This is a genomic window from Streptomyces sp. Q6 (assembly GCF_036967205.1).
Lineage (GTDB): Bacteria > Actinomycetota > Actinomycetes > Streptomycetales > Streptomycetaceae > Streptomyces > Streptomyces citrinus.
In genome coordinates, this window is record NZ_CP146022.1 from 3414054 (window position 1) to 3433616 (window position 19563).

General features: G+C 73.4%; 20 protein-coding genes and 1 pseudogene. 10 read left to right on the plus strand and 11 right to left on the minus strand.

All coding sequences use genetic code 11. From position 1 onward, the window contains the following. Positions 1–2: 2 nt before the first annotated feature. Positions 3–416, minus strand: a complete 414-nt coding sequence (locus tag V2W30_RS15785; RefSeq protein ID WP_338697138.1) for an organic hydroperoxide resistance protein — start codon at positions 414–416, stop codon at positions 3–5. 103 nt (positions 417–519) lie between these two features. Between V2W30_RS15785 and V2W30_RS15790 the strand changes: the two genes are divergently transcribed. From V2W30_RS15790 to galE, 4 genes are all read left to right on the plus strand, one after another. Then, entirely contained in the window at positions 520–975 is a 456-nt protein-coding gene (locus V2W30_RS15790) for a MarR family transcriptional regulator (RefSeq protein WP_338697140.1), read from the plus strand. Between the two features lie 115 nt (positions 976–1090). Then, on the plus strand, positions 1091–2311 hold the full coding sequence (locus V2W30_RS15795) for a glycosyltransferase family 87 protein (protein ID WP_338697142.1): 1221 nt from the start codon (positions 1091–1093) through the stop codon (positions 2309–2311). 48 nt (positions 2312–2359) lie between these two features. After that, positions 2360–3994: a glycosyltransferase family 2 protein gene (locus V2W30_RS15800; protein ID WP_338697144.1), complete on the plus strand. Its 1635-nt coding sequence runs from the start codon at positions 2360–2362 to the stop codon at positions 3992–3994. A gap of 31 nt (positions 3995–4025) precedes the next feature. Then, positions 4026–5036: a UDP-glucose 4-epimerase GalE gene (gene galE, locus V2W30_RS15805; RefSeq protein ID WP_338697146.1), complete on the plus strand. Its 1011-nt coding sequence runs from the start codon at positions 4026–4028 to the stop codon at positions 5034–5036. A gap of 170 nt (positions 5037–5206) precedes the next feature. On the opposite strand, the gene V2W30_RS41600 is transcribed toward galE, so the two are convergent. From V2W30_RS41600 to V2W30_RS15820, 4 genes and pseudogenes are all read right to left on the minus strand, one after another. Then, the gene (locus V2W30_RS41600; protein WP_425244684.1) at positions 5207–5581 is read right to left on the minus strand and encodes a threonine/serine exporter family protein; all 375 of its coding nucleotides are present in this window, start codon (positions 5579–5581) and stop codon (positions 5207–5209) included. A 32-nt stretch (positions 5582–5613) separates the two neighbouring features. Further along, positions 5614–6507 (minus strand): annotated as a pseudogene (locus tag V2W30_RS15810) (threonine/serine exporter family protein); the annotation flags it as partial. 69 nt (positions 6508–6576) lie between these two features. Then, positions 6577–7377 carry a phosphotransferase gene (locus V2W30_RS15815; protein ID WP_338697148.1) on the minus strand — a complete coding sequence of 267 codons (801 nt, stop codon included), beginning with the start codon at positions 7375–7377 and terminating at the stop codon, positions 6577–6579. Continuing rightward, on the minus strand, positions 7374–8021 hold the full coding sequence (locus tag V2W30_RS15820; protein WP_338703632.1) for a LysE family translocator: 648 nt from the start codon (positions 8019–8021) through the stop codon (positions 7374–7376). Before V2W30_RS15820 ends, V2W30_RS15815 begins: the two co-directional genes overlap by 4 nt. 115 nt (positions 8022–8136) lie before the next feature. On the opposite strand from V2W30_RS15820, the gene V2W30_RS15825 reads away from it, so the two are divergent. Then, complete coding sequence (locus tag V2W30_RS15825) at positions 8137–8649, plus strand: cupin domain-containing protein (RefSeq protein ID WP_338697150.1); 513 nt, start codon at positions 8137–8139, stop codon at positions 8647–8649. A 15-nt stretch (positions 8650–8664) separates the two neighbouring features. Here V2W30_RS15825 and V2W30_RS15830 read toward each other — a convergent pair whose 3' ends face one another. Both V2W30_RS15830 and V2W30_RS15835 read right to left on the minus strand, forming a co-directional pair. After that, positions 8665–9363 carry a response regulator transcription factor gene (locus V2W30_RS15830; RefSeq protein ID WP_338697152.1) on the minus strand — a complete coding sequence of 233 codons (699 nt, stop codon included), beginning with the start codon at positions 9361–9363 and terminating at the stop codon, positions 8665–8667. After that, positions 9360–10691 (minus strand): PspC domain-containing protein, encoded by a 1332-nt coding sequence (locus tag V2W30_RS15835; protein ID WP_425244544.1) that lies wholly within the window; start codon positions 10689–10691, stop codon positions 9360–9362. Before V2W30_RS15835 ends, V2W30_RS15830 begins: the two co-directional genes overlap by 4 nt. Before the next feature lie 115 nt (positions 10692–10806). Here V2W30_RS15835 and V2W30_RS15840 point away from each other — a divergent pair, with 115 nt between their 5' ends. Both V2W30_RS15840 and V2W30_RS15845 read left to right on the plus strand, forming a co-directional pair. Beyond that, complete coding sequence (locus V2W30_RS15840; RefSeq protein WP_338697156.1) at positions 10807–12141, plus strand: PspC domain-containing protein; 1335 nt, start codon at positions 10807–10809, stop codon at positions 12139–12141. Next, positions 12131–12334 carry a hypothetical protein gene (locus tag V2W30_RS15845; RefSeq protein ID WP_338697158.1) on the plus strand — a complete coding sequence of 68 codons (204 nt, stop codon included), beginning with the start codon at positions 12131–12133 and terminating at the stop codon, positions 12332–12334. The genes V2W30_RS15840 and V2W30_RS15845 overlap by 11 nt, the downstream gene beginning before the upstream one ends. 153 nt (positions 12335–12487) lie before the next feature. Here the strand turns inward: V2W30_RS15845 and V2W30_RS15850 are convergent, their stop codons facing one another. Continuing rightward, on the minus strand, positions 12488–13009 hold the full coding sequence (locus V2W30_RS15850; protein WP_338697160.1) for a DoxX family protein: 522 nt from the start codon (positions 13007–13009) through the stop codon (positions 12488–12490). Between the two features lie 157 nt (positions 13010–13166). Further along, positions 13167–14438, minus strand: a complete 1272-nt coding sequence (locus V2W30_RS15855; RefSeq protein ID WP_338697162.1) for a hypothetical protein — start codon at positions 14436–14438, stop codon at positions 13167–13169. Between the two features lie 175 nt (positions 14439–14613). Here V2W30_RS15855 and V2W30_RS15860 point away from each other — a divergent pair, with 175 nt between their 5' ends. Further along, positions 14614–15471, plus strand: a complete 858-nt coding sequence (locus tag V2W30_RS15860; protein ID WP_338697164.1) for a DUF4429 domain-containing protein — start codon at positions 14614–14616, stop codon at positions 15469–15471. Here the strand turns inward: V2W30_RS15860 and V2W30_RS15865 are convergent. Next, positions 15416–16273, minus strand: coding sequence for a class II aldolase/adducin family protein (locus V2W30_RS15865; protein WP_338697166.1), 858 nt, complete (start codon positions 16271–16273; stop codon positions 15416–15418). The two genes, V2W30_RS15860 and V2W30_RS15865, sit on opposite strands and share 56 nt — an antisense overlap. Positions 16274–16391: 118 nt before the next feature. On the opposite strand from V2W30_RS15865, the gene V2W30_RS15870 reads away from it, so the two are divergent. Then, the gene (locus V2W30_RS15870; RefSeq protein WP_338697168.1) at positions 16392–16871 is read left to right on the plus strand and encodes a pyridoxamine 5'-phosphate oxidase family protein; all 480 of its coding nucleotides are present in this window, start codon (positions 16392–16394) and stop codon (positions 16869–16871) included. A gap of 86 nt (positions 16872–16957) precedes the next feature. On the opposite strand, the gene guaA is transcribed toward V2W30_RS15870, so the two are convergent. After that, positions 16958–18538: a glutamine-hydrolyzing GMP synthase gene (gene guaA, locus V2W30_RS15875; RefSeq protein ID WP_338697170.1), complete on the minus strand. Its 1581-nt coding sequence runs from the start codon at positions 18536–18538 to the stop codon at positions 16958–16960. A gap of 340 nt (positions 18539–18878) precedes the next feature. Here guaA and V2W30_RS15880 point away from each other — a divergent pair, with 340 nt between their 5' ends. Next, entirely contained in the window at positions 18879–19169 is a 291-nt protein-coding gene (locus tag V2W30_RS15880; protein WP_425244545.1) for a chorismate mutase, read from the plus strand. The last annotated feature ends 394 nt before the right edge of the window (positions 19170–19563 follow it).

A 19563-nucleotide genomic window follows, 5' to 3' on the forward strand; every position in this document is an offset into this window, starting at 1 on the left:
GGTTACTCGATGACGAGCTCGACGTCGATGTTGCCGCGGGTCGCGTTCGAGTACGGGCACACCTGGTGGGCCTGCTCGACGAGCTTGCGGCCGGTCTCGGCGTCGACCGTGTCGGGCAGCTCGACGCGGAGCACGACCGCGAGGCCGAAGCCCTCGCCCTGCTTGCCGATGGACACCTCGGCCGTGACGGCCGCGTCGGCGACGTCGACCTTGGCGGCGCGGCCGACGAGGCCGAGCGCGCTGCCGAAACAGGCCGCGTAGCCGGCGGCGAAGAGCTGCTCCGGGTTCGAGCCCTGGCCGTTGCCGCCCATCGCCGTCGGGATGCCGAGCTGAAGGTCGATGACACCGTCGTTGGAGACGGCGCGTCCGTCGCGGCCGTGGGTGGCGGTGGCGACGGCGGTGTAGATGGCGTCCATGGGGGACCTGCCTCTCGGTGGTTTCGGGCGTTTCCGCTGACATAAGTAGAGCACGCAATTCAATTGCGCACAACTCAATGATGTGAAGGGCTACCCTGAAGACATGGCCAGTGACTACGACCACCTGCGGCTCGACCGGCAGATCTGCTTCTCCCTGAACGCGGCGACGCGCGCGTTCGGCGGCGTCTACCGCACGCTCCTCAAGGACCTCGGCCTCACCTACCCGCAGTACCTGGTCATGCTGGCCCTGTGGGAGTCCCCCGAGGGCGAGGGCCTGCCGGTGAAGCGGCTCGGCGAGCGCCTGCGCCTCGACTCCGGCACGCTCTCCCCGCTGCTCAAGCGCCTGGAGGCGAACGGCCTCGTGCGCCGCGAGCGCAGCACGCGCGACGAGCGCTCGGTGACGATCACGCTCACGGAGGCGGGCGAGGAGCTCAAGCCGCGGGCGGCCGAGGTCCCCCTCAGGATCGCGAGCGCGACCGGCTTCGAACTGCGGGAGATCGAGGACCTGCGGGAGCGCCTGAACCGGCTGACCGAAGCACTGGACGGGGCCCGGCTCTGACCCGTCGGCGGTCCGGGACCGGGGAGCCGGCAGGCGCCCCCGAGGGGGCACACCCGCAGACACACACGCGACGGAACCCCTGCGGCACGACGATCGGGACATACGCTCCCGAATCGTGACAATCGATACCCAGGACCGCCCCACCACCCGCTCCCCGGTCCACGCGACCTGGATCCCCGCCGGCCGGCGCACCCGCTTCGCGCTCCCGGCGGCCTGGCTCCTCACCCGCGCCGGGATGCTCTACCTGCTCATCCGGGACGGCCTCGGCGTCGGCGGCGTCGCCCGCGAGGTGCACGGCCTGTACGCCCACTGGTACGCGATCCTCGCGCAGGGCGCGTTCCCGGCGGGCGACCCGCTGTGGCAGTACCCGCCGGGCGCGGGCCCCCTCCTGCTCGCCCCGGGCGCGCTCCCCGGGCTGACCTACTTCCAGGCGTTCGTGACACTCACCCTCGCCGCCGACGCCGTCGTCACGTACGCCCTCGCGCGCGGCGACCACGACCCGCGCGGCGCCTGGCTCTGGACGGCGGGCCTCCCCCTCCTCCTGCACATCCCGCTCGCCCGCTACGACGTCGAGGTCACCGCCTTCGCGGTCCTCGCGCTGCTCACGATGCGCCGGGCGCCCCGCGTCAGCGGCGCCCTCGCGGCGTTCGGCGCGCTGGTGAAGGTGTGGCCGGCGCTGACCCTCCTGGGTGCGCCCCGTGGCCGTACGACACGGCAGGTCTGGGGCTCCGCGCTGGTGTCGGCGGCGGCGATGCTGCTCGTCCTGGCCGTCGCCTTCCGCTCGCCGTTCTCGTTCCTGCGCGAACAGGGCGAGCGGGGCGTGCAGATCGAGTCGCTGGGCGGCACGGTCCTCTCGTACGCGCGGCTCGCGGGCTGGCCGGGCCAGGTCCGGTACCGGTACGGGGCGATGGAGTACGTCGGCCCGTCCGTGCACCTGGTCGCGACCGTCTCCGTCGCGCTGACGGCCGCGGCGTGCGGCGTCCTGCTGTGGTGGCGGGTCCGGGCCCGCCGCTACTCCGAGGCGACGCCGTACGACGCCGCGCTGTGCGCCGTGCTGATGTTCACCGTCACCAGCCGCGTGATCAGCCCGCAGTACCTGATCTGGCTGCTCGGCCTGGCCGCGGTCTGCCTCACCTCGCGACGGACGACCCAGCGCACGGTCGCGCTCCTCGTCGTCGCGGCGGCGGGCGTCAGCGCGCTCGCGTACCCGGTCCTGTACGAGGACGTGATGGCCGGTACGTGGCTGGGCTGCGCGGTGATGACCGTCCGCAACGCCCTTCTCCTCGGAGGGGTTCTGGTCTCGTTCCGTTCCCTCTGGAAAGGCACGAAAGAGTAAAGACTCCGGCTTACCGGACAATTACCTGAAACCCCTACTATTCACTCTGTGGAACCCGAACCCATCGCCCCCCTCCAGGAGTCCCCCGCCCCGCCCGGCCCCTCGGTCACCGTCGTCGTGATCGGGTACGAGGACGCGGCCCATGTCGCCGACGCGGTCCGCTCGGCGCTCGCGCAGGGCCCCGAGGTGCGCGAGGTGCTCGCGGTCGACGACTGCTCGACGGACGGCAGCGGCGCCCTCCTCGACGGCCTCGCCGCCCACGACCCGCGCCTGACGGTGGTGCACCGCGCGACCAACAGCGGCGGCTGCGGAACGCCCCGCAACGACGGGATCGACCGCGCCTCCTCGTCGTACGTGATGTTCCTCGACAGCGACGACGTGCTGCCGCCGGGCGCGGTGCGGGCGCTGCTCGACGCGGCCGTGCGGCACGACGCCCAGGTCGCCGCCGGGCTGTGCGTGCGCCGCGAACTCCCGTCGGGGCGCGAGACCCCCTGGCAGCCCGAGCTGTACGCGAAGGCGTCCGTCGTCGCCCACCCGACCCGCCGCCCGCGCCTCGTCCACGACACCCTCTGCGTCAACAAGCTGTACCGCGTGGACTTCCTGCGCGAGCACGGCATCCGGTTCCCCGACGGGCGGTTCGTCTACGAGGACTTCGTGTTCACGGCACGCGTGCTGGCCGCCGCCCCGCGCGTCGCCCTCGTCCCCGACCGGGTCTACGTCTGGCACGTGCGGCGCGCCGCCGAGCGGCTCTCGCTCTCCCTCGACCGGTCCGGCATCGACAACTGGCAGGCCCGCCTCGACGCCCACCGCCTCGCCGTCGACACGCTCCTCGCCGCCTCGCAGAAGCGGCTCGCGCGGGCGGCGCGGGCCCACTTCCTCGACCATTCGCTGCGGATGTACGCGCGCGAACTCGACCTGCGCGGCCCCGAGTACACCGCCGAGTGGTGGCGGCGCACCCGCGCGTACCTGGAGACGTTCGACACCGCCGACTTCGAGGCGGCCCCGGCACCGGGCCGTGTCGTCGGCCGCCTCGTGCTCGCCTCGCCCGCGCCGCGCGACCTGCCGCGCGTCAAGGAGGTCGCCGCGCGCCCGGCCCGCCTGTGCCCGCCGTACGCGCGCACGCCCGACGGCACGCCCGCCTGGTCGGCCGACCTGCCGCAGGTCCCCCTCGACCACCTCCTGCACCGTCCGGTCGGGCTGCTCCCGCTGGCCGTCGACGGAGAGCTGCGCCCCGGCGCGCGCGGCACCCGGCTGCGCCTGCTCCTGCACGAGTTGTACGGCCGGGTGGCCGACGCGGGGCCGCGCTCGGTGGACGTGGAGGTCGTCGACCGGCAGCGCGGCACCGTCACCCAGCGCCGCACGGCGGCCTTCAGCGCGCTCCCGGAGGACGATGACCTCTGGTCGGCGACGGCCCTCCTCGACCTGTCGGCGCTCGGCCGCGCCGGGACCTGGGACATCCGCCTGCGCCTGCGCTTCGCCGACGGCAGCCTGCGCGAGACGACGGCCCACGCCGTCCGCCGCCCCGGCCTGCTGCGCCGCGTCGCCGTACCGAGCCGCCGCCACGGAGTCCTGCTCGCCCAGCCGTACGCGACACACTCCGGCGCCCTCGCGCTGCGCACGGCGTCGGGGCTGCGCGGCGTCGCGTCGGTGGTACGCCGCAGGGCCGCCCGGCTGCTTCACTGAACCTTTCGACGGACGAGGGGACCTCACCGACATGACCTGGCTGATCACCGGCGGGGCCGGCTACATCGGCGCGCACGTGGTGCACGCGCTGCGCGCGGCGGGCGAAGAGGCCGTCGTCTACGACGACCTGTCGACGGGCGTGGCCGCACGCGTGCCGTCCGACGTGGAACTCGTGGTCGGCTCGACGCTGGACCGCGCACTCCTGGACCGCACGTTCGCCGCCCGCCCGTTCACCGGCGTCATCCACCTCGCGGCGAAGAAGCAGGTCGGCGAGTCGGTCGAGCAGCCGCTGCGCTACTACCGCGAGAACGTCGAGGGCCTGCGGGTCCTGCTGGAAGCGGTGACGGCGGCGGGGACCCACTCGTTCGTGTTCTCCTCGTCGGCGGCGGTCTACGGCATGCCCGACGTCGACCTCGTCACCGAGGACACCCCCTGCGTGCCGATGAGCCCGTACGGCGAGACGAAGCTCGCGGGCGAATGGCTGGTCCGGGCGACGGGCCGCGCCACCGGTCTGCGCACGGCGTCCCTGCGCTACTTCAACGTGGCGGGCGCGGCGTCGCCGGACCTGGCCGACACCGGCGTCTTCAATCTGGTCCCGATGGTCTTCGAGAAGCTGACGGCGGGCGAGCCGCCCCGGATCTTCGGCGACGACTACCCGACCCCGGACGGCACCTGCGTACGGGACTACATCCACGTGTCCGACCTGGCCGAGGCCCATGTGGCGACGGCCCAGCGCCTGTCCGCGGCGGCCCCCGGCACGGACCTCACCCTCAACATCGGCCGCGGGGTGGGCGTCTCGGTCCGCGAGATGATCGACCTCATCAACGAGGAGACGGGCCACGCCCTCCCGCCCACGACCACCCCCCGCCGCCCCGGCGACCCGGCCCGAGTGGTCGCGTCGGCGGACCGCATCGCGACGGAACTGGGCTGGACGGCGAAGCGGGACGTACGGGCCATGGTGGCGTCGGCGTGGGCAGGCTGGCCCGCGTCAAACCGCGCGGGCGACCGATCAGGCCCCTCGGGGAGCGCCTCCCGGCGTTAGCGGGGAGAGCGAGGAGCGGCGCCCGGTGGCCTCGCCGACAGCACCGACAGCACCGCCCCCTGCCCCCCGGGCCACTCAAGCCACCCCCGCCCGAACCCTCCGCACCAACTGCCCCACTTCCCCGGCCAACCCCACCCCCACGGCCAGCGCCAGCGTCACCGCCGCGACGTTCACCATCCCCCGATCCCCACCGTGGTCCGCCCGGAGGCGAGCGCACTCAGCGACGCGTACAGCGCCCCGCCCGGCAGCAACGGCGCGATCCCGGGCACGACCAGCGGCAGCGCGGACTCCCGGCGGCGCCGGGCCACGAGATGGCCCGCGCCGCCGACCACCGCGGCCACCAGCGCCGTGCCGACGAGCGACGAGAACCCCAGCGCCCGGAACTCGACCGCGACCACGAACCCGGCGAGCCCGAGCCCCGCGGCGGCCGGCCAGTCCCGTCGCGGGGTGCGGGCCCGTGCCGCCACGGCGACCGCGAAGACAACGGCGCCGACGGCCGGGGCGCCGAGGTGGTCGGCGCGCACCGCGGTCGGCACGAGGGGCACCTCGACCCCGCCAGATCGCCGAGCCCGAGCACCACCACGACACCGGTGACGACGGCGGCGAACACCAGCAGCGCGTCGCAGAGCCGGCCGAGCGCGGTCAGATAATGGCCGGTCAGCGCGTCCTGGATGGCGCTCACGAAGGTCACCGTGGGCAGCAGCCCGAGCACCCCCGCCACCACGATGGCCTGCACGGCGGAGGGCGGCGCGGTCCCGCTGACGGCGAGCGCGAGCGCGCCGGCCGGCATCGACGCCACGGCGTACCGGTAGAACGCGGGCACCCCGCGCCGCCCCAGCCAGCCGCACAGCGCCGCCCCGAACAGCCCGGCCAGGAACGAGCACAGCGAGGTCAGCGGCCCGCCGCCGAAGACGACGCTGCCGCCCGCGGCCACGAACCCGGTCTGCACCGGCACCCGCCACCGCCCGCCCCGCGCGGGCGGCCCGTCGAGCACCCGGGCCGTCTCGGCGCGCGCCTCGTCCAGATCGAGCTCGCGCGCGCTGATCCGGTCGACGAGCCGGTGGATCCGGCCCAGGGTGCGGAAGTCGGTGGCGTGCTTGCGGATGACGCGGCTCGCGTGCAGCGGCATGAGCTCGCCGGGCGCGTACGCGGACAGCTGCACGGAGGCGAGCGTGACGCCGGGCTCGCAGTAGCTCAGCCCGTACGTCTCGGCGGTGACCAGCATCCCGGCGACCGCCTCCTCGGCGGACCCGCCGTACGACAGGAGCGCCTCGCCGAGCCGCAGGGCGAGATCGGCGACGCGGGCGCCGTAGGCCTCCATGTCGGCGCGCCCGTCGTCGTGCAGCAGTTCACCGGCGTACCCGTAACTTCTCGTCGGTTCGAGCCCGCGCAGCCGGGGCAGGGCCTGCGTCAGCCAGGGGGGCGCCGGGGCGGCGCTGTCGATCGGGGGTGTGTCGGTCCTCACAGCCATACAGATGGAGCGTAACGGACATATGGCCCATACGGCCCAGTAGCCCGACGAAAGATCCCCCGCCCGACCTCACCCCGTCAGCGCCGCCAGGAAGTCCTCCCGGCGCTCCGCCAGCCACGCCTGCCGCCGGTCCCAGCGGGCCCAACCGCCCTTGGCGGCATGGGCGTTGACGAACGGCGCGTCCCCGGCCGCGAGGCGGCGCGCGACGAAGGCGCGGCAGACCCCGACGGCCTGCTCGATGACGGCGGGCAGCGCGGCACGCTCGTCGGCCCCGAGCCCGTACGCGTCGGCGAGGACGGTCAGGCGGTGCACGGGATCGAGCCCGGCCGGGTAGTGCGCGGACGCGGAGAGCGGGTCGAGCAGCGGCGCCCAGTAGCCGGCGGTCAGCGCGACGTCCCAGACCGGGCGGCCCGGTGCCGCCATGTCGAAGTCGATGAGGGCGGCGGCCCGGCCGGCACGGAAGACGACGTTCTCCGGGCAGACGTCGTTGTGGCACAGGACCAGTCCGGCACCGCGCGCGTCCGGGTCGGCGAACTCCCCCGACCAGTCGACGCCCGCGGGGAACTCCCGCGCCGCGTCGTGCATCCGCCGCAGCAGCGCCCCGACGGAACGGAGCGCGTCGTCGGTCATCGCCCAGCCGGGGAACGGCGGCAGGGCCACCTCGCCCGGGATGTACGTCACCTGCTCGCGCCGCCCGTCCGGCGACAGGCGTACGGAGGTCGGCGCACCGTCGAAACCGCGTCGACGCAGCCCGTCCAGGTGGGCGTGGAGCGCGGCCGCGTGCGGCGGCGCCGGGCGCTCGACGACCTCGCCGATCCGCACGACGGCCCCCGCGTTGGCGAGCCCGCCCGCCAGCGGCTCCCCGCTCACTCCGCCCGCCCGGTCACCGCCACGCTCACGCCGAGCCCGACCATCGCGAGCCCGCCCGTCCCGCCGACCGCGGCGAGGCGGCGCGGGGAGCGCGCGAACCAGGAGCGGGCGGTGGACGCGGCGAGCCCCCAGGCGCTGTCGGAGGCGATCGCGATGACGTTGAAGACCAGGCCGAGCACGAGCATCTGGACCACCGAGTGGCCCGCGTCGCGGTCGACGAACTGCGGCAGCACCGCCGCGAAGAACACGATCGTCTTCGGGTTCGCGACCCCGACCAGGAAGCCTTCCCGGAACGTGCGCAGCGTCCCGCCGCCGGGACCCTCGTCGCCGTCCCGCCCGAACACCTCCGTCAACGCCCGGCGTTGACGGAACGCCTTGACGCCGAGGTACACCAGATACGCCGCGCCCAGCAGCTTCAGCGCGGTGAAGACGACGATCGAGCGCTCGACGATCGAACCGATGCCGAGGGCCACGGCGACGACGAGGACGTACGCGCCGAGCGTGTTGCCCGCGACCGTCGTCAGGGCGGCGCGGCGCCCCTGCGCGAGGGCACGCCCGATGACGAACAGGACGCTCGGGCCGGGGATCACGATGAGGAGGAAGGACATCGCCGCGAAGGCGAGCAGCCGGTCGGTGGACATCATGAGGTCCATGGAGCCACAGCGGCCCGCCCGGCCGCACCCCCCTTTTTCGATGCCACCGAATTTACGTACCTGCGCGCATTGCCAACCACCCCCGCCCGCCCGCACGCTGCCCTGCATGACCGACGGACTCTTGCTCTCCCCCGGCGCCGGTCGCAGGATCGAGACGGCCGGGATGACGCTCAAGGTCGGCGCGCACGAGACGCCACGGTGGTCGATGTTCGAGGCCGAGATCGGGGTCGGGTTCGACGTGGGCGCGCATCTGCACCGGGAGGCCGAGGAGGTCTTCTACGTCCTCGACGGTGAACTGGACCTGCTGGCCTTCGAGCCCCTGCGCCGCACCGGCCAGGACTGGCAGACCTGGGAGTCGCACAACGGCACGAAGGCGCTGCGCGGCGGGCCCGGCAGTGCCATGTACGTGCCCGCGGGCTGCCCCCACGCGTTCGCGAACCCGGGGCCCGCCCCGGCCCGCCTGCTCTTCCTCGTCGCGCCCGCCGGGCACGAGCTGTACCTGGCGGAGATGGGCGAACTCCTCTCGTCCGGCGCGCCCGCCCCGGAGGCGGTCGCCGAGCTCCGACTCCGCTGGGACATCGAGCAGTTGACCCCGCTGCTGCCGGGGCGCCGCTCCTGACGCGGACCGCCCGGCTCAGACCAGCCGTCGGGCCGTCGCCCACCGGGTCAGCTCGTGCCGGTTCGACAGCTGGAGCTTCCTGAGCACCGCCGAGACGTGCGACTCGACCGTCTTGACCGAGATGAAGAGCTGCTTGGCGATCTCCTTGTACGCGTACCCCCGCGCGATCAGCCGCAGCACTTCCCGCTCGCGCTGGGTGAGGCGGTCGAGGTCCTCGTCCACCGGCGGCGCGTCCGTGGAGGCGAACGCGTCGAGGACGAAGCCCGCGAGCCGCGGCGAGAACACCGCGTCGCCGTCCTGCACACGGAAGATCGAGTCGACCAGGTCGGTGCCGGTGATGGTCTTCGTGACGTAGCCGCGCGCGCCGCCGCGGATGACGCCGATGACGTCCTCCGCCGCGTCCGACACGGACAGCGCGAGGAACCGGACCGGGCTCTGCGCGCCGGCCATCAACGGGGCGCAGCGGCGCAGGACTTCGACGCCGCCGCCGCCCGGCAGGTGCACGTCGAGCAGGACCACCTCCGGTCGCGTCGCCGTGATCACCGTGACCGCCTGGTCGACGTCGGCCGCCTCGCCGACGACCTCGACGCCCGTCGTCTCCGTGCGGCCGATCTCCGCCTGGACGCCGGTGCGGAACATGCGGTGGTCGTCGACCAGGACGACCCGCACATGGCGCTCGGGCCCCTGCTCCACTGCCTCGGTCTGTTCCGTCATGACGTCTTCTCCGCCCTCTTCATGGTCAGTTCGACCTCGGTGCCACCGTCCGGCACCGCCCGCAGCCGGGCCGTCCCGCCGTTGCGTTCCATCCGGCCGATGATCGATTCTCTTACGCCCATGCGGTCGGCGGGGATCGAGTCGGGATCGAAGCCGGGGCCCCGGTCCCGTACGGAGACGAAGACCTCGTCCCCCTCGACCTCCGCGAAGACCTGGACCGCGCCGCCCTCGCCACCGTACTTGGCGGCGTTCACCATCGCTTCCCTCGCGGCCTGCATCTGTGCCGTGACGCCCTCGTCGAGGGGGCAGTCGCCGACCACCACGACCTCCAGCGGGACGCCGTGCTTGTCCTCGACCTCGGCCGCGTTCCGCTTGACGGCCTCGGCGACCGTCTCGGGCTCCCGCGGGTTCTCGGCGGCGGCCGGCTTGTACAGCCAGGCCCGCAGGTCGCGCTCCTGGGCGCGGGCGAGACGGCGTACCTCCGCCGCGCTGTCCGCGTTGCGCTGGATCAGGGTGAGGGTGTGCAGCACCGAGTCGTGCACATGGGCGGCGACCTCCGCCCGCTCCTGCGCGCGGATGCGCATCAGGCGCTCCTCGGACAGGTCCTGCGTCATCCGGACCAGGTAGGGGCCGGCGAGCAGCGCGATGCCGACGAGGACGGCGAGCGCCGCCTGGAGGATCGGGCCGAGGTGCTCGGTGGCGCCCTGCGTGACGAAGATGCCGGTGATCCCGGCGCCGACGAGGACGATCCCGGCCGCGGCGCGGGCCAGGCTCAGGGTGCGCCTGCGGCGGCCCGCCTCCATCCAGCGGGCCCGGCGGGCGTTGTCCGCCTGGCGCCAGACGAGGGCGACACCCGCGCCGACCAGGACCGTGGGGACCAGGTACGCCTTGGTGTTGCCCGTGAGGTTCACGTTCTGCACGAAGATCATCGCGACGACGACCATCAGGAGCAGCGCGAGGATCTGGCCCTTGTCGGGGCGGCGCGCGACCAGTCTGCGCCGTCCGTCGGGGGCCGTCTCCGTGGTGAGGACCGTGGGGCGGCCCCCGCCGACGCCGCCGAGCCCCAGCGGCACGAAGAACCAGAACGCCGCGTAGAGCAGCGCGCCGAGCCCGTCCGCCATGAACAGGCCCACGAAGACGAGCCTGACCCAGATCACCGGAAGCCCGAGATGCCCGGCGAGCCCCCGCGCGACCCCGCCGAGCCAGCGTCCGTCGCTGCTGCGGTAGAGCTTGCGCGGCGGCCGCGGGTCTCGCGTGTCTTCGGTGAGAGGGACGGTCGCTGCTTCCGGCATGCCACCGATCGTCACACGCGGTACGGGGCGGGGCATCAGGGTCGACCCCGGAAACTTCCCTGATCCCCTCCGCGGTCTCGGGGGCGATCTCAGGGTCCGGCCAGGGTTGTCCCGACTGCCGTCCGCGGCCCCGGCCCGTCACCATGGGCGTATGACCCAGGAGCCTCAGGACGCGAGGGGGGACGCGGCGGCGACCGCGCCCGGCGCGCCGTCCGCACCGGACAAGTCGGCGCAAGCACCCGCCCCGCTGCGCCGATTCCGCAGGGACCGGCGGTACAAGACGCTGGGCGGCGTGTGCTCGGGGCTTGGCCGGCACTGCGACATGGACCCGGTGATCTTCCGGATCGGCCTGGCCGTGCTCGCCGTGACCGGCGGCGTCGGCCTGATCTTCTACGGCTTCGCGTGGCTGTTCGTCCCGTACGACGACGAGGACGAGAACGAGTTCCACAAGCTGCTCACGGGCCGCGTCGACGGCCCCGGACTCGCCGCGATCGTCACCGCCCTGGTCGGCTGCGGCGTCTTCCTCTCCATGCTGAACAACGGCGGCGCGCTCACCTTCGCCGCCGTCCTCGCCCTGCTGCTCGCGGGCGCCGGCTACTGGTCGCAGCAGCGCCGCACCGCCCTCCCCGACCCGACCTCCGCGCAGACCGTCGCCGACGCGCCGCCGGAGGCCCAGGCGCCGCCCGTCGGCGGGGCGCCGTCGTGGTGGCGCGACCCGATCGTCAAGGACGGCTCGCACGTCGGCGGCACCGGCTACTTCTGGGGCCCGGCGGGCAGCGAGGACCTCTCGCCCGCGTACGCCGCCGCCCGCGGCCCCGCCGCGGCCCGGCCGCCCGCCGGACCACCGGCCCCGCGCGGGCCCCGCGGCATCGGCGCCCTCACGTTCCTCCTCGCCCTGGTCGCGGGCTGCCTCGGCACCGGACTGACCTGGGACGACCGCACGCTCGGCAACAGCTTGCAGACCGGGCTCGCCTGCGCGCTCGGCGTCTTCGGCCTGGGCATCGCGGCGAGTGCCTTCCGCGGCCGCACCAGCGGCGGGTCGATCATCCTGGCGATCCTCACGGCGGGCCTGCTCGCGGGCGCCGCCGCGCTGCCCACCAACATCAGCACGGACTGGGTCCGCACGGACTGGGCGCCGTCGAGCGCGGCGCGGCTGCGGCCGCAGTACGAACTCGGCACGGGCGTCGGCACGCTCGACCTGTCGAAGGTGGACATCGCCGAGGGCAGGTCCGCGACCACGCACGTCGAAGTGGGCGCGGGCCAGGCGAAGATCGTGCTGCCGAAGGGCGAGCGGGTGCGGCTCCACGTCGACGTGGGCGTCGGCGACATCAGGCTCCCCGACGACACGTCCCCTGACGTGGACGTGCGCCCCGGCCAGGAGAAGACGGTGACGCTCGACCCCGCCGCGGGCAGCAAGGACGTCGGCACGCTGGTGCTGTCGGTCGAGGTCGGTCTCGGACAGGTGGAGGTGTCCCGTGCGGCATGAGTTCTCTCCGGGACGGCTGGTGGCGGGCCTGTTCCTGCTGCTCACCGCGATCGTCTACCTCGGCGACGCGGGCGGCGCGTGGGACACCCCGTGGTTCGTGGTGATCCCCCTGGTGTGCGGGGGCCTCGGCCTGGCGGGAGCGGTGGGCACGGTCACCCGCGCGGTGCGTACCCGACGCCGCCGGTCGGCCTGAAGCGGCCGTGTCGCGTCCGCGGCTTCGCCGCGAGCCTTCAGCGATGAGAGGTGATGAGAGGTGATGAGAGGCCGCACCGAAGGCGCGCCTCTCAGGGGCGTGGCGAACCGCGTGACCCGCCACCCACGCCCCGCACCCGACACGAACCGGCCGCTACGCCGCTCCCCCGGCCCTGCGGCGGCGCCACCACGCGTCGACCGACCAGACCGACGCCCCGGCGAGGACCAGCGGCAGCCAGGCCATCAGGTACGCCAGGTCGTTCCCCAGGTAGTACGGCTCGGTGGCCCAGCTCACCGTCAGCCACAGGCTCAGCGAGATCAGCGCCCCGCCGAGCGCGGCGACCCGGGCCAGCACCCCGAGCAGGGTGCCGATGCCGACCGCCAGCTCGCCGAGGGCGATCGCGTAGCCGAACCCGGTCGGTGACTTCAGCGCCAGGTCGACGAGTTCCGGGAGCGCGGAGATGTCCCGCACTCCGCGCATCTGCTCACCGATCGACCCGTCGCCGCTCGCCTTGAAGAACGCGCTGTCGGTGAGCTTGTCGAAGGCGGCGTAGATGAACGTGACGCCGAGGAAGACGCGCAGGGGGATCAGGGCGTACCGCTGGGCGGTGTCGCGCCAGTCCCCGCCCCCTTCGACGTAACTGGTGTGCATATCGCTTCGGATGCCGTGCGCCATCGCCGATCCGCCGCCTCTCGCGCCTGGTGCCAGGGACCTTTACCCGACCATACGTACGAGAACGCGGACCGGCTCAGCCGGGCGGCCATTCCGTTACGCCATCAACTGCTCGGCCGACCGCCCCGCCACCCGCTCGGTCGACAGCTCGATCGACGGCTCAGTCGACCACGTCGATGGCGCACCGGTTCGTCTCGACCCCCGTGGCTGTGACGACCTGCACCTCGACCCGCCCCGGCTCCACGTCGACCGGCACCGGAACGGTGAGCAGCGCGTCGGTGGGATTGGTGAAGCCGCCGGGGACCGGGACGAGCGGGACGTGGACGTGGACCGGACCGATCCGCACGGCGAGCCGGGCGAGCTGGTCGGCGGTGCCCGCGCCCGGCGGCACGAACCCGGCGCCGCGGATCTCGATGTCGTCGCCGGTGCGGATCGGCGCGTCCAGATCACCGGCCTCCCGGGCGCGCACCACGGAGAGCACGACCGGGCGGCCGCCCTCCGCGTACTTCCCGGTCAGATACGTCGCCGCGGAGACGGCCACCAGGACCGCGAGGCCCCACGGCAGATCGGGCAGCTGGTCCGGGCGGCGGGCGAGCCGGGCGGCGGCCCAGACGACGGCGGCGGCGCACACGGCCACGTACTGGGTGTCGGTGAAGCTGCCGCGCCCCGAGTCGTCGGTGAGCAGGTCGGCGGCGCGCGGCCGGGCGGCCCGCACCTTCTGCAACCGCTGTCCGAGGACGCGCAGGCCGACCACCCGGCGGACCAGCACGGCGACCGCGCAGACCACGGCGAGGACGGTCAGCAGGCCCGCGCCCCGGGCGAGTTCGAGGCTGTCGATGAGCGCGTCGCGGCGGCCGGGCGCCGAGGCCAGGGCCAGCTCCGCGGCGAGCACGAGCACCGCGTACACGGTCAGCAGGACCACACCGCCGGCCACCGCGCGCGACGTCGACAGACGGTTGTCCTCGCCGATCACCGGCGCGAGGACACCGCCGCGCGACCGGTGCAGATACGCGGCGCCGCTGAGCAGCCCGCCGGCCACGACCGCGGCGACCAGACCTGCCGTGCGCGCCGCGCTCCAGCCCGCGCCGATCGCGGTCAGCGCCTGGACGAGCAGCAGGGCGCCGATGCCGCCCCACACCACGTACAGGGTGCGCGGCCACAGGCCCGCGAGCCAGGCGGCGCCCTCTTCGCGGCCGCGGTCGGCGACCGCCTGGGCGGACTGGGTGAGTTCGTCGGAGATCCACTGCCGCGAGGCGCCCGCGGAGTGCGCCACGGCCGCCGGGAGACCACCGCCGGAGGCCAGTTCGTCGCGCTTGGCGAGGAAGGCGGCGACAGCCCTGCGGTGCCCCTCACGCGCCCCGTGCGGACAGTCGCCGCACGTGCACCCGCCTCCGTGCGTGCCCTGCCCTTGTCGCGCTTCCTGCACAGCCACCGCCGCGCCCCCGCCCTCAGATGTCGTGGTTCCCGTGGGTGTCGTCAACTTCCGCGTGATGAGAGGGAATTGTGCCGTACGGGACGCGCACTCCGGCGCGCAGGGCCACCCTCACCGGGTGAACGGCTTTCGTCCGCATTGACCGGAGTGTTGACCCGGCTGCGAGAATTTCCGTATGGCCGAGATCATCCAGCGTGACGGAACCTGGGCCTTCGACGGAGCCATGGTCCGCATCACCCCAGGTCTGCACCGCAGCGTGGCCCTGCTGCGGCAGACGTACGGCGAGATCGACGTGCCGCTGACCGCCATCGCGGGCGTCGCCTACGAGCCCGAACGCAGGCGCGGCCGGCTCCGGCTGACCCTGCGCGAGGCCGCCGATCCGCTCCTCCAGGCCACCGGCGGCCGCCTTCCCGAACCCGCCGATCCGTACCGCCTCGCGGTCGACGCGGACCGCTCGGGCATCGCGGAGTACCTCGCCGAGGAGATCCGCCAGGCGCTGCTCCTCGAACAACTCCCCGCCGGGCCCGCCGACACGTACCTCGTCCCGGGCCCCGCGGTCCCCGTCTCCGTACGCTCCAGCGACGGCACGGTCTCCTTCGACGGCAGCCGCGTACGGATCGACTGGAGCGACACCTCGGACCGTGTGAAGCGGTCGACGGGTCCCCGCGTCATCGGCATCGGCGAGCTGGACGGCGTCGACTGGGTGCCCAACTCCGGCTACGAGGACGGAGTGCTGCGCTTCCTCGTGAAGGGCGCCGCGCACGGAAAGCTGCCGCCGGAGAAGGACCCGTACGCCCTCGACCTGTGGGGCAACACGCGCAAGGACCTGCTGACCGCCCTCGTGGCGGCCGCCGTCACGGCCCGCCTCCCCCACCCGTCGGCCCCCGCGGACACGCCCCCGGCGCGGGCGCACGCCGACCACGACGTACTGCTGCGCCGGTTACGGGAGTTGGGCGAGCTGCACCGGCAACACGTGCTCACGGACGAGGAGTTCGCGATGACGAAGCGGGTCGTGCTGCGCGACTTCCGCTGACGCCCGCGCCCTGCGCGAGCAGCTCAGGCTCGCTGCGGCTGATGTCCTGCCACAGGCTCTGGAAGTTGATCCAGGCCACCAGATCGCTGCCGCTGCGCTCGCGCGTGGCGACGGCGCTGCGCCGGTCGATCAGCAGGGGCCGCCCGGCCGAACGCGCCGCGAGCTGCACCTGGCAGCACCGCTCCAGCGCGATGAACCACCAGGCCGCCGCGTCCACCGAGTCGCCGACGGTGAGCAGCCCGTGGTTGCGCAGCACGAGGGCCTTGAACGCGCCGAGGGCGACCGCGATCCGCTTGCCCTCGTCCGGGTCGACGGAGACGCCCGTGTACTCGTCGAGCAGCGCGTGGTCCTCGTAGAACGCGCACGCCTCCTGGGTGATCGGCTCGATCAGCTCGCCGATCGCGGACAGGGCGCGCCCGTACGTGGAGTGGCAGTGGGCGACGGCGACGAGCTCGGGGCGGGCCCGGTGGACCTCGGCGTGGACGGTGAACGCGGCCTGGTTGACGTGGTGGCGGCCCTCGACGACCTGCCCGTCCCCGTTGGCGAGGACGAGGTCGCCGACGGTGATGTGGCGCAGCGGCATCCCGAAGGGGTTCACCCAGTAGCAGTCGTCGTACTCCGGGTCCCGCGCGGTGATGTGCCCCGACACCCCGTCCTCGTAACCGAGCCGCCCGAAGACCCGCAGGGCGCCCGCGAGCCGCTCCTTGCGGTGCCGCCGTTCGTCGGCGACGGTCGCGTGGACGGGCGGCATCGCGAAATGCAGCTGGTCGGTGGGTACGGGAGTGGGGTTCTGCGTCGCCATGCAGCGGAAGGTACCTCCGCGACCGTGAAGACGACAGAGCCCGACGGTGAAGAGACTGCGGTGAACCGCCCCCGCATACCGGACAGGAGGTGTCGGGTATGCGCGCGAGACTCGACGCATGACGTCGAACTGGGCAGCCTTCACCACCGCCGAACCCGACCTCGCCAAGACCGTCGAGGCCCGTTTCACCGCCTACACCCACCACACCCTCGCGACCCTGCGCAAGGACGGCTCGCCCCGCACCTGCGGCCTTGAGGTCCGCTTCCTGCACGGGGAGTTCTGGCTCGGCATGATGCCCGGCTCCCTCAAGGCCCTCGACCTGCTGCGCGACCCGCGCTTCGCGATCCAGGCGAACCCGGGCGAGGGCCAGACCATGGGCGGCGGCGACGCCCGGATCTGCGGCCGCGCCCTCCTCGTCGAGGACCCGGCGACCATCGCCCGCTACACCGACAGCGTCGCGGTCCCCGACCCGAACGACTTCCACCTGTTCCGCACCGAACTGACCGAGGTCACCAGGACGTACGTCGAGGACGACACCTACCTGGTCGTGCAGGTCTGGAACCCGGGCGGCCCGGTCCGCACGATGAAGCGGACGTGACGGCCTCTCCGTCCGGGCCTCCACGTGACTGAGGGCGCCGCCCACCGATTCGGTGGGCGGCGCCCTCAGTCACGTGCGGGTGGGGACTACTCCCACTCGATGGTGCCCGGCGGCTTGCTCGTCACGTCGAGCACGACGCGGTTGACGTCCGCGACCTCGTTCGTGATCCGGGTCGAGATCTTCGCGAGCGTCTCGTACGGCATCCGCGTCCAGTCCGCCGTCATGGCGTCCTCGGACGAGACCGGGCGCAGCACGATCGGGTGGCCGTAGGTGCGGCCGTCGCCCTGGACGCCGACGCTGCGGACGTCCGCGAGCAGGACGACCGGGCACTGCCAGATCTCGCGGTCCAGGCCGGCCGCGGTGAGCTCCTCGCGGGCGATGGCGTCGGCCTCGCGGAGCAGGTCGAGCCGCTCCTTCGTCACCTCGCCGACGATACGGATGCCGAGGCCGGGGCCCGGGAACGGCTGGCGCTGGACGATCTCGTCCGGCAGGCCCAGCTCGGCGCCGACCATGCGGACCTCGTCCTTGAACAGCTTGCGCAGCGGCTCGACGAGTTCGAACTCGATGTCGTCGGGGAGCCCGCCGACGTTGTGGTGCGACTTGATGTTCGCGGTGCCGGTGCCGCCGCCGGACTCGACGACGTCCGGGTAGAGCGTGCCCTGGACCAGGAACGCGACCTCGGGGCCGTCCTCCTGGAGGATCTCCAGCTGCGCCTGCTCGAAGACGCGGATGAACTCCCGGCCGATGATCTTGCGCTTGGTCTCGGGGTCGGAGACCCCGGCGAGGGCCTTGAGGAAGCGCTCGCTGGCGTCGACGACCTTCAGGTTCGCGCCGGTCGCGGCCACGAAGTCCTTCTCGACCTGCTCGGTCTCGCCCTTGCGCATCAGACCGTGGTCGACGTAGACGCAGGTCAGCTGGGAGCCGATGGCCTTCTGGACCAGGGCCGCGGCGACCGCGGAGTCGACACCGCCGGACAGGCCGCAGATGGCGCGCTTGTCACCGACCTGGGCGCGGATCGCGGCGACCTGCTCCTCGATCACGTTGCCGGTCGTCCAGTCGGGCTTGAGGCCCGCGCCCCGGTACAGGAAGTGCTCCAGCACCTGCTGGCCGTGGGTCGAGTGCATGACCTCGGGGTGGTACTGGACCCCGTACAGCTTCTTCTCGTCGTTCTCGAAGGCGGCGACCGGGACGACGTCGGTGGACGCGGTGACGGTGAAGCCCTCGGGGGCGGCGGAGCAGGCGTCGCCGTGCGACATCCACACGGGCTGCTCGGCCGGGGTGCCCTCGAAGAGCGTCGAGTCGGCCTTGGAGACGGTGAGCGGGGTGCGGCCGTACTCACGGGCGCCGTTGTCGTCGACGGTGCCGCCGAGGGCCGTCGCCATCAGCTGGAAGCCGTAGCACATGCCGAAGACGGGGACACCCGCGTCGAAGAGCGCGCGGTCCAGGCTCGGGGCGCCCTCCGCGTAGACCGACGAGGGGCCGCCGGAGAGGATGATCGCCGCCGGGTTCTTGGCGAGCATCTCCTCGACCGGCATGGTCGAGGGAACGATCTCGCTGTAGACCCGGGCCTCACGGACTCGACGGGCGATGAGCTGGGCGTACTGCGCACCGAAGTCGACGACCAGGACGGTGTCGGGGGCGGCGGCAGCGGAAGTCGCTGATGACACGGGTTGCCTTCCGGCGGCGTTTAGCGGGGGGGTCGTACCAGTGATTCTAACGGTTCGGCCCGACCGGCCCTCAGGTCACGGGACCCTGCCCCGGACCCCGCCGCCCGACCGCCCCCAGGGGCTCGTTGCGCCTGCGCTACACTCGACGCCATGTTCACGCAGACGATGTACGTCTTTACCTATGGCAACCGGTCCGCCGGGTGCCATGGTCGTGCTGCTTGAGCCACTGACAAGCGACTTCCCAGGCGCCCCGGGCCGACAAGGCCCGGGGCGTCTGGCGTTCGCGGGTCCTGCCGATCCGGGGCTGCCGTCCACGAGACAGGAGCCCACCATGAGCCTCATGACCCCTGACACCGCCACGGAGTCGACCGGCGCCCGCACCGACGAGGCCGCCGAGCTGATCTCCGGCGCCCGCGACCGCATCGACGCCCTCGACGACCGGATCATCGGCCTCGTCCAGGAACGCATGGCGGTCTCCGCCGTCATCCAGGAGGCCCGGATCACCTCCGGCGGCCGCCGCGTGAACCTCTCCCGCGAGATGGAGATCCTCACCCACTACAGCGACGCCCTCGGCAAGCCCGGCACCGCCCTCGCGATGACGCTCCTGGAGCTGTGCCGGGGCCGGATCTGACCGGCGCGCACCCCAGTTCGGTTCCGTCCTCACCCGTACGGCGCGTGACCGGTCGCCGCGGGCTTCGTTGGTCCCGGTGTCCGTGCCAGCCAGGGGCGGGCTCAACCGAACCACGCGTGGCTCCGCTGGAGCGATGAAGACGTCACGGTCACGCCGTACGTCGTGGGACCTCGCTCCAGTGCAGTGACCGGACGGCAGGGGACAGCAGCCCGGTCACCCAAGAGAACGGTCGGCCCCGGGGACGCCCGGGGCCGGCCGGCCTCCGTATCCCACCCCCCGAACCACCCACCCCCACCGAGCACGAGACACGGGAACTCCCCACCCCCGCGCCTCACGTCCCCTGCTCCCCCAGCTCTCCCCTCAGCGAACCGACCACCCTGAACCTGAATACGCG

Bases quoted from the DNA above. Each gene is read 5' to 3' on its own strand.
- V2W30_RS15785 (WP_338697138.1), bottom strand. From the start codon at position 416: ATGGACGCCATCTACACCGCCGTCGCCACCGCCACCCACGGCCGCGAC.
- V2W30_RS15790 (WP_338697140.1), top strand. From the start codon at position 520: ATGGCCAGTGACTACGACCACCTGCGGCTCGACCGGCAGATCTGCTTC.
- galE (WP_338697146.1), top strand. From the start codon at position 4,026: ATGACCTGGCTGATCACCGGCGGGGCCGGCTACATCGGCGCGCACGTG.
- V2W30_RS15820 (WP_338703632.1), bottom strand. From the start codon at position 8,021: ATGATGTCCACCGACCGGCTGCTCGCCTTCGCGGCGATGTCCTTCCTC.
- V2W30_RS15825 (WP_338697150.1), top strand. From the start codon at position 8,137: ATGACCGACGGACTCTTGCTCTCCCCCGGCGCCGGTCGCAGGATCGAG.
- V2W30_RS15830 (WP_338697152.1), bottom strand. From the start codon at position 9,363: ATGACGGAACAGACCGAGGCAGTGGAGCAGGGGCCCGAGCGCCATGTG.
- V2W30_RS15835 (WP_425244544.1), bottom strand. From the start codon at position 10,691: ATGCCCCGCCCCGTACCGCGTGTGACGATCGGTGGCATGCCGGAAGCA.
- V2W30_RS15840 (WP_338697156.1), top strand. From the start codon at position 10,807: ATGACCCAGGAGCCTCAGGACGCGAGGGGGGACGCGGCGGCGACCGCG.
- V2W30_RS15850 (WP_338697160.1), bottom strand. From the start codon at position 13,009: ATGGCGCACGGCATCCGAAGCGATATGCACACCAGTTACGTCGAAGGG.
- V2W30_RS15860 (WP_338697164.1), top strand. From the start codon at position 14,614: ATGGCCGAGATCATCCAGCGTGACGGAACCTGGGCCTTCGACGGAGCC.
- V2W30_RS15865 (WP_338697166.1), bottom strand. From the start codon at position 16,273: ATGGCGACGCAGAACCCCACTCCCGTACCCACCGACCAGCTGCATTTC.
- V2W30_RS15870 (WP_338697168.1), top strand. From the start codon at position 16,392: ATGACGTCGAACTGGGCAGCCTTCACCACCGCCGAACCCGACCTCGCC.
- V2W30_RS15880 (WP_425244545.1), top strand. From the start codon at position 18,879: ATGACCCCTGACACCGCCACGGAGTCGACCGGCGCCCGCACCGACGAG.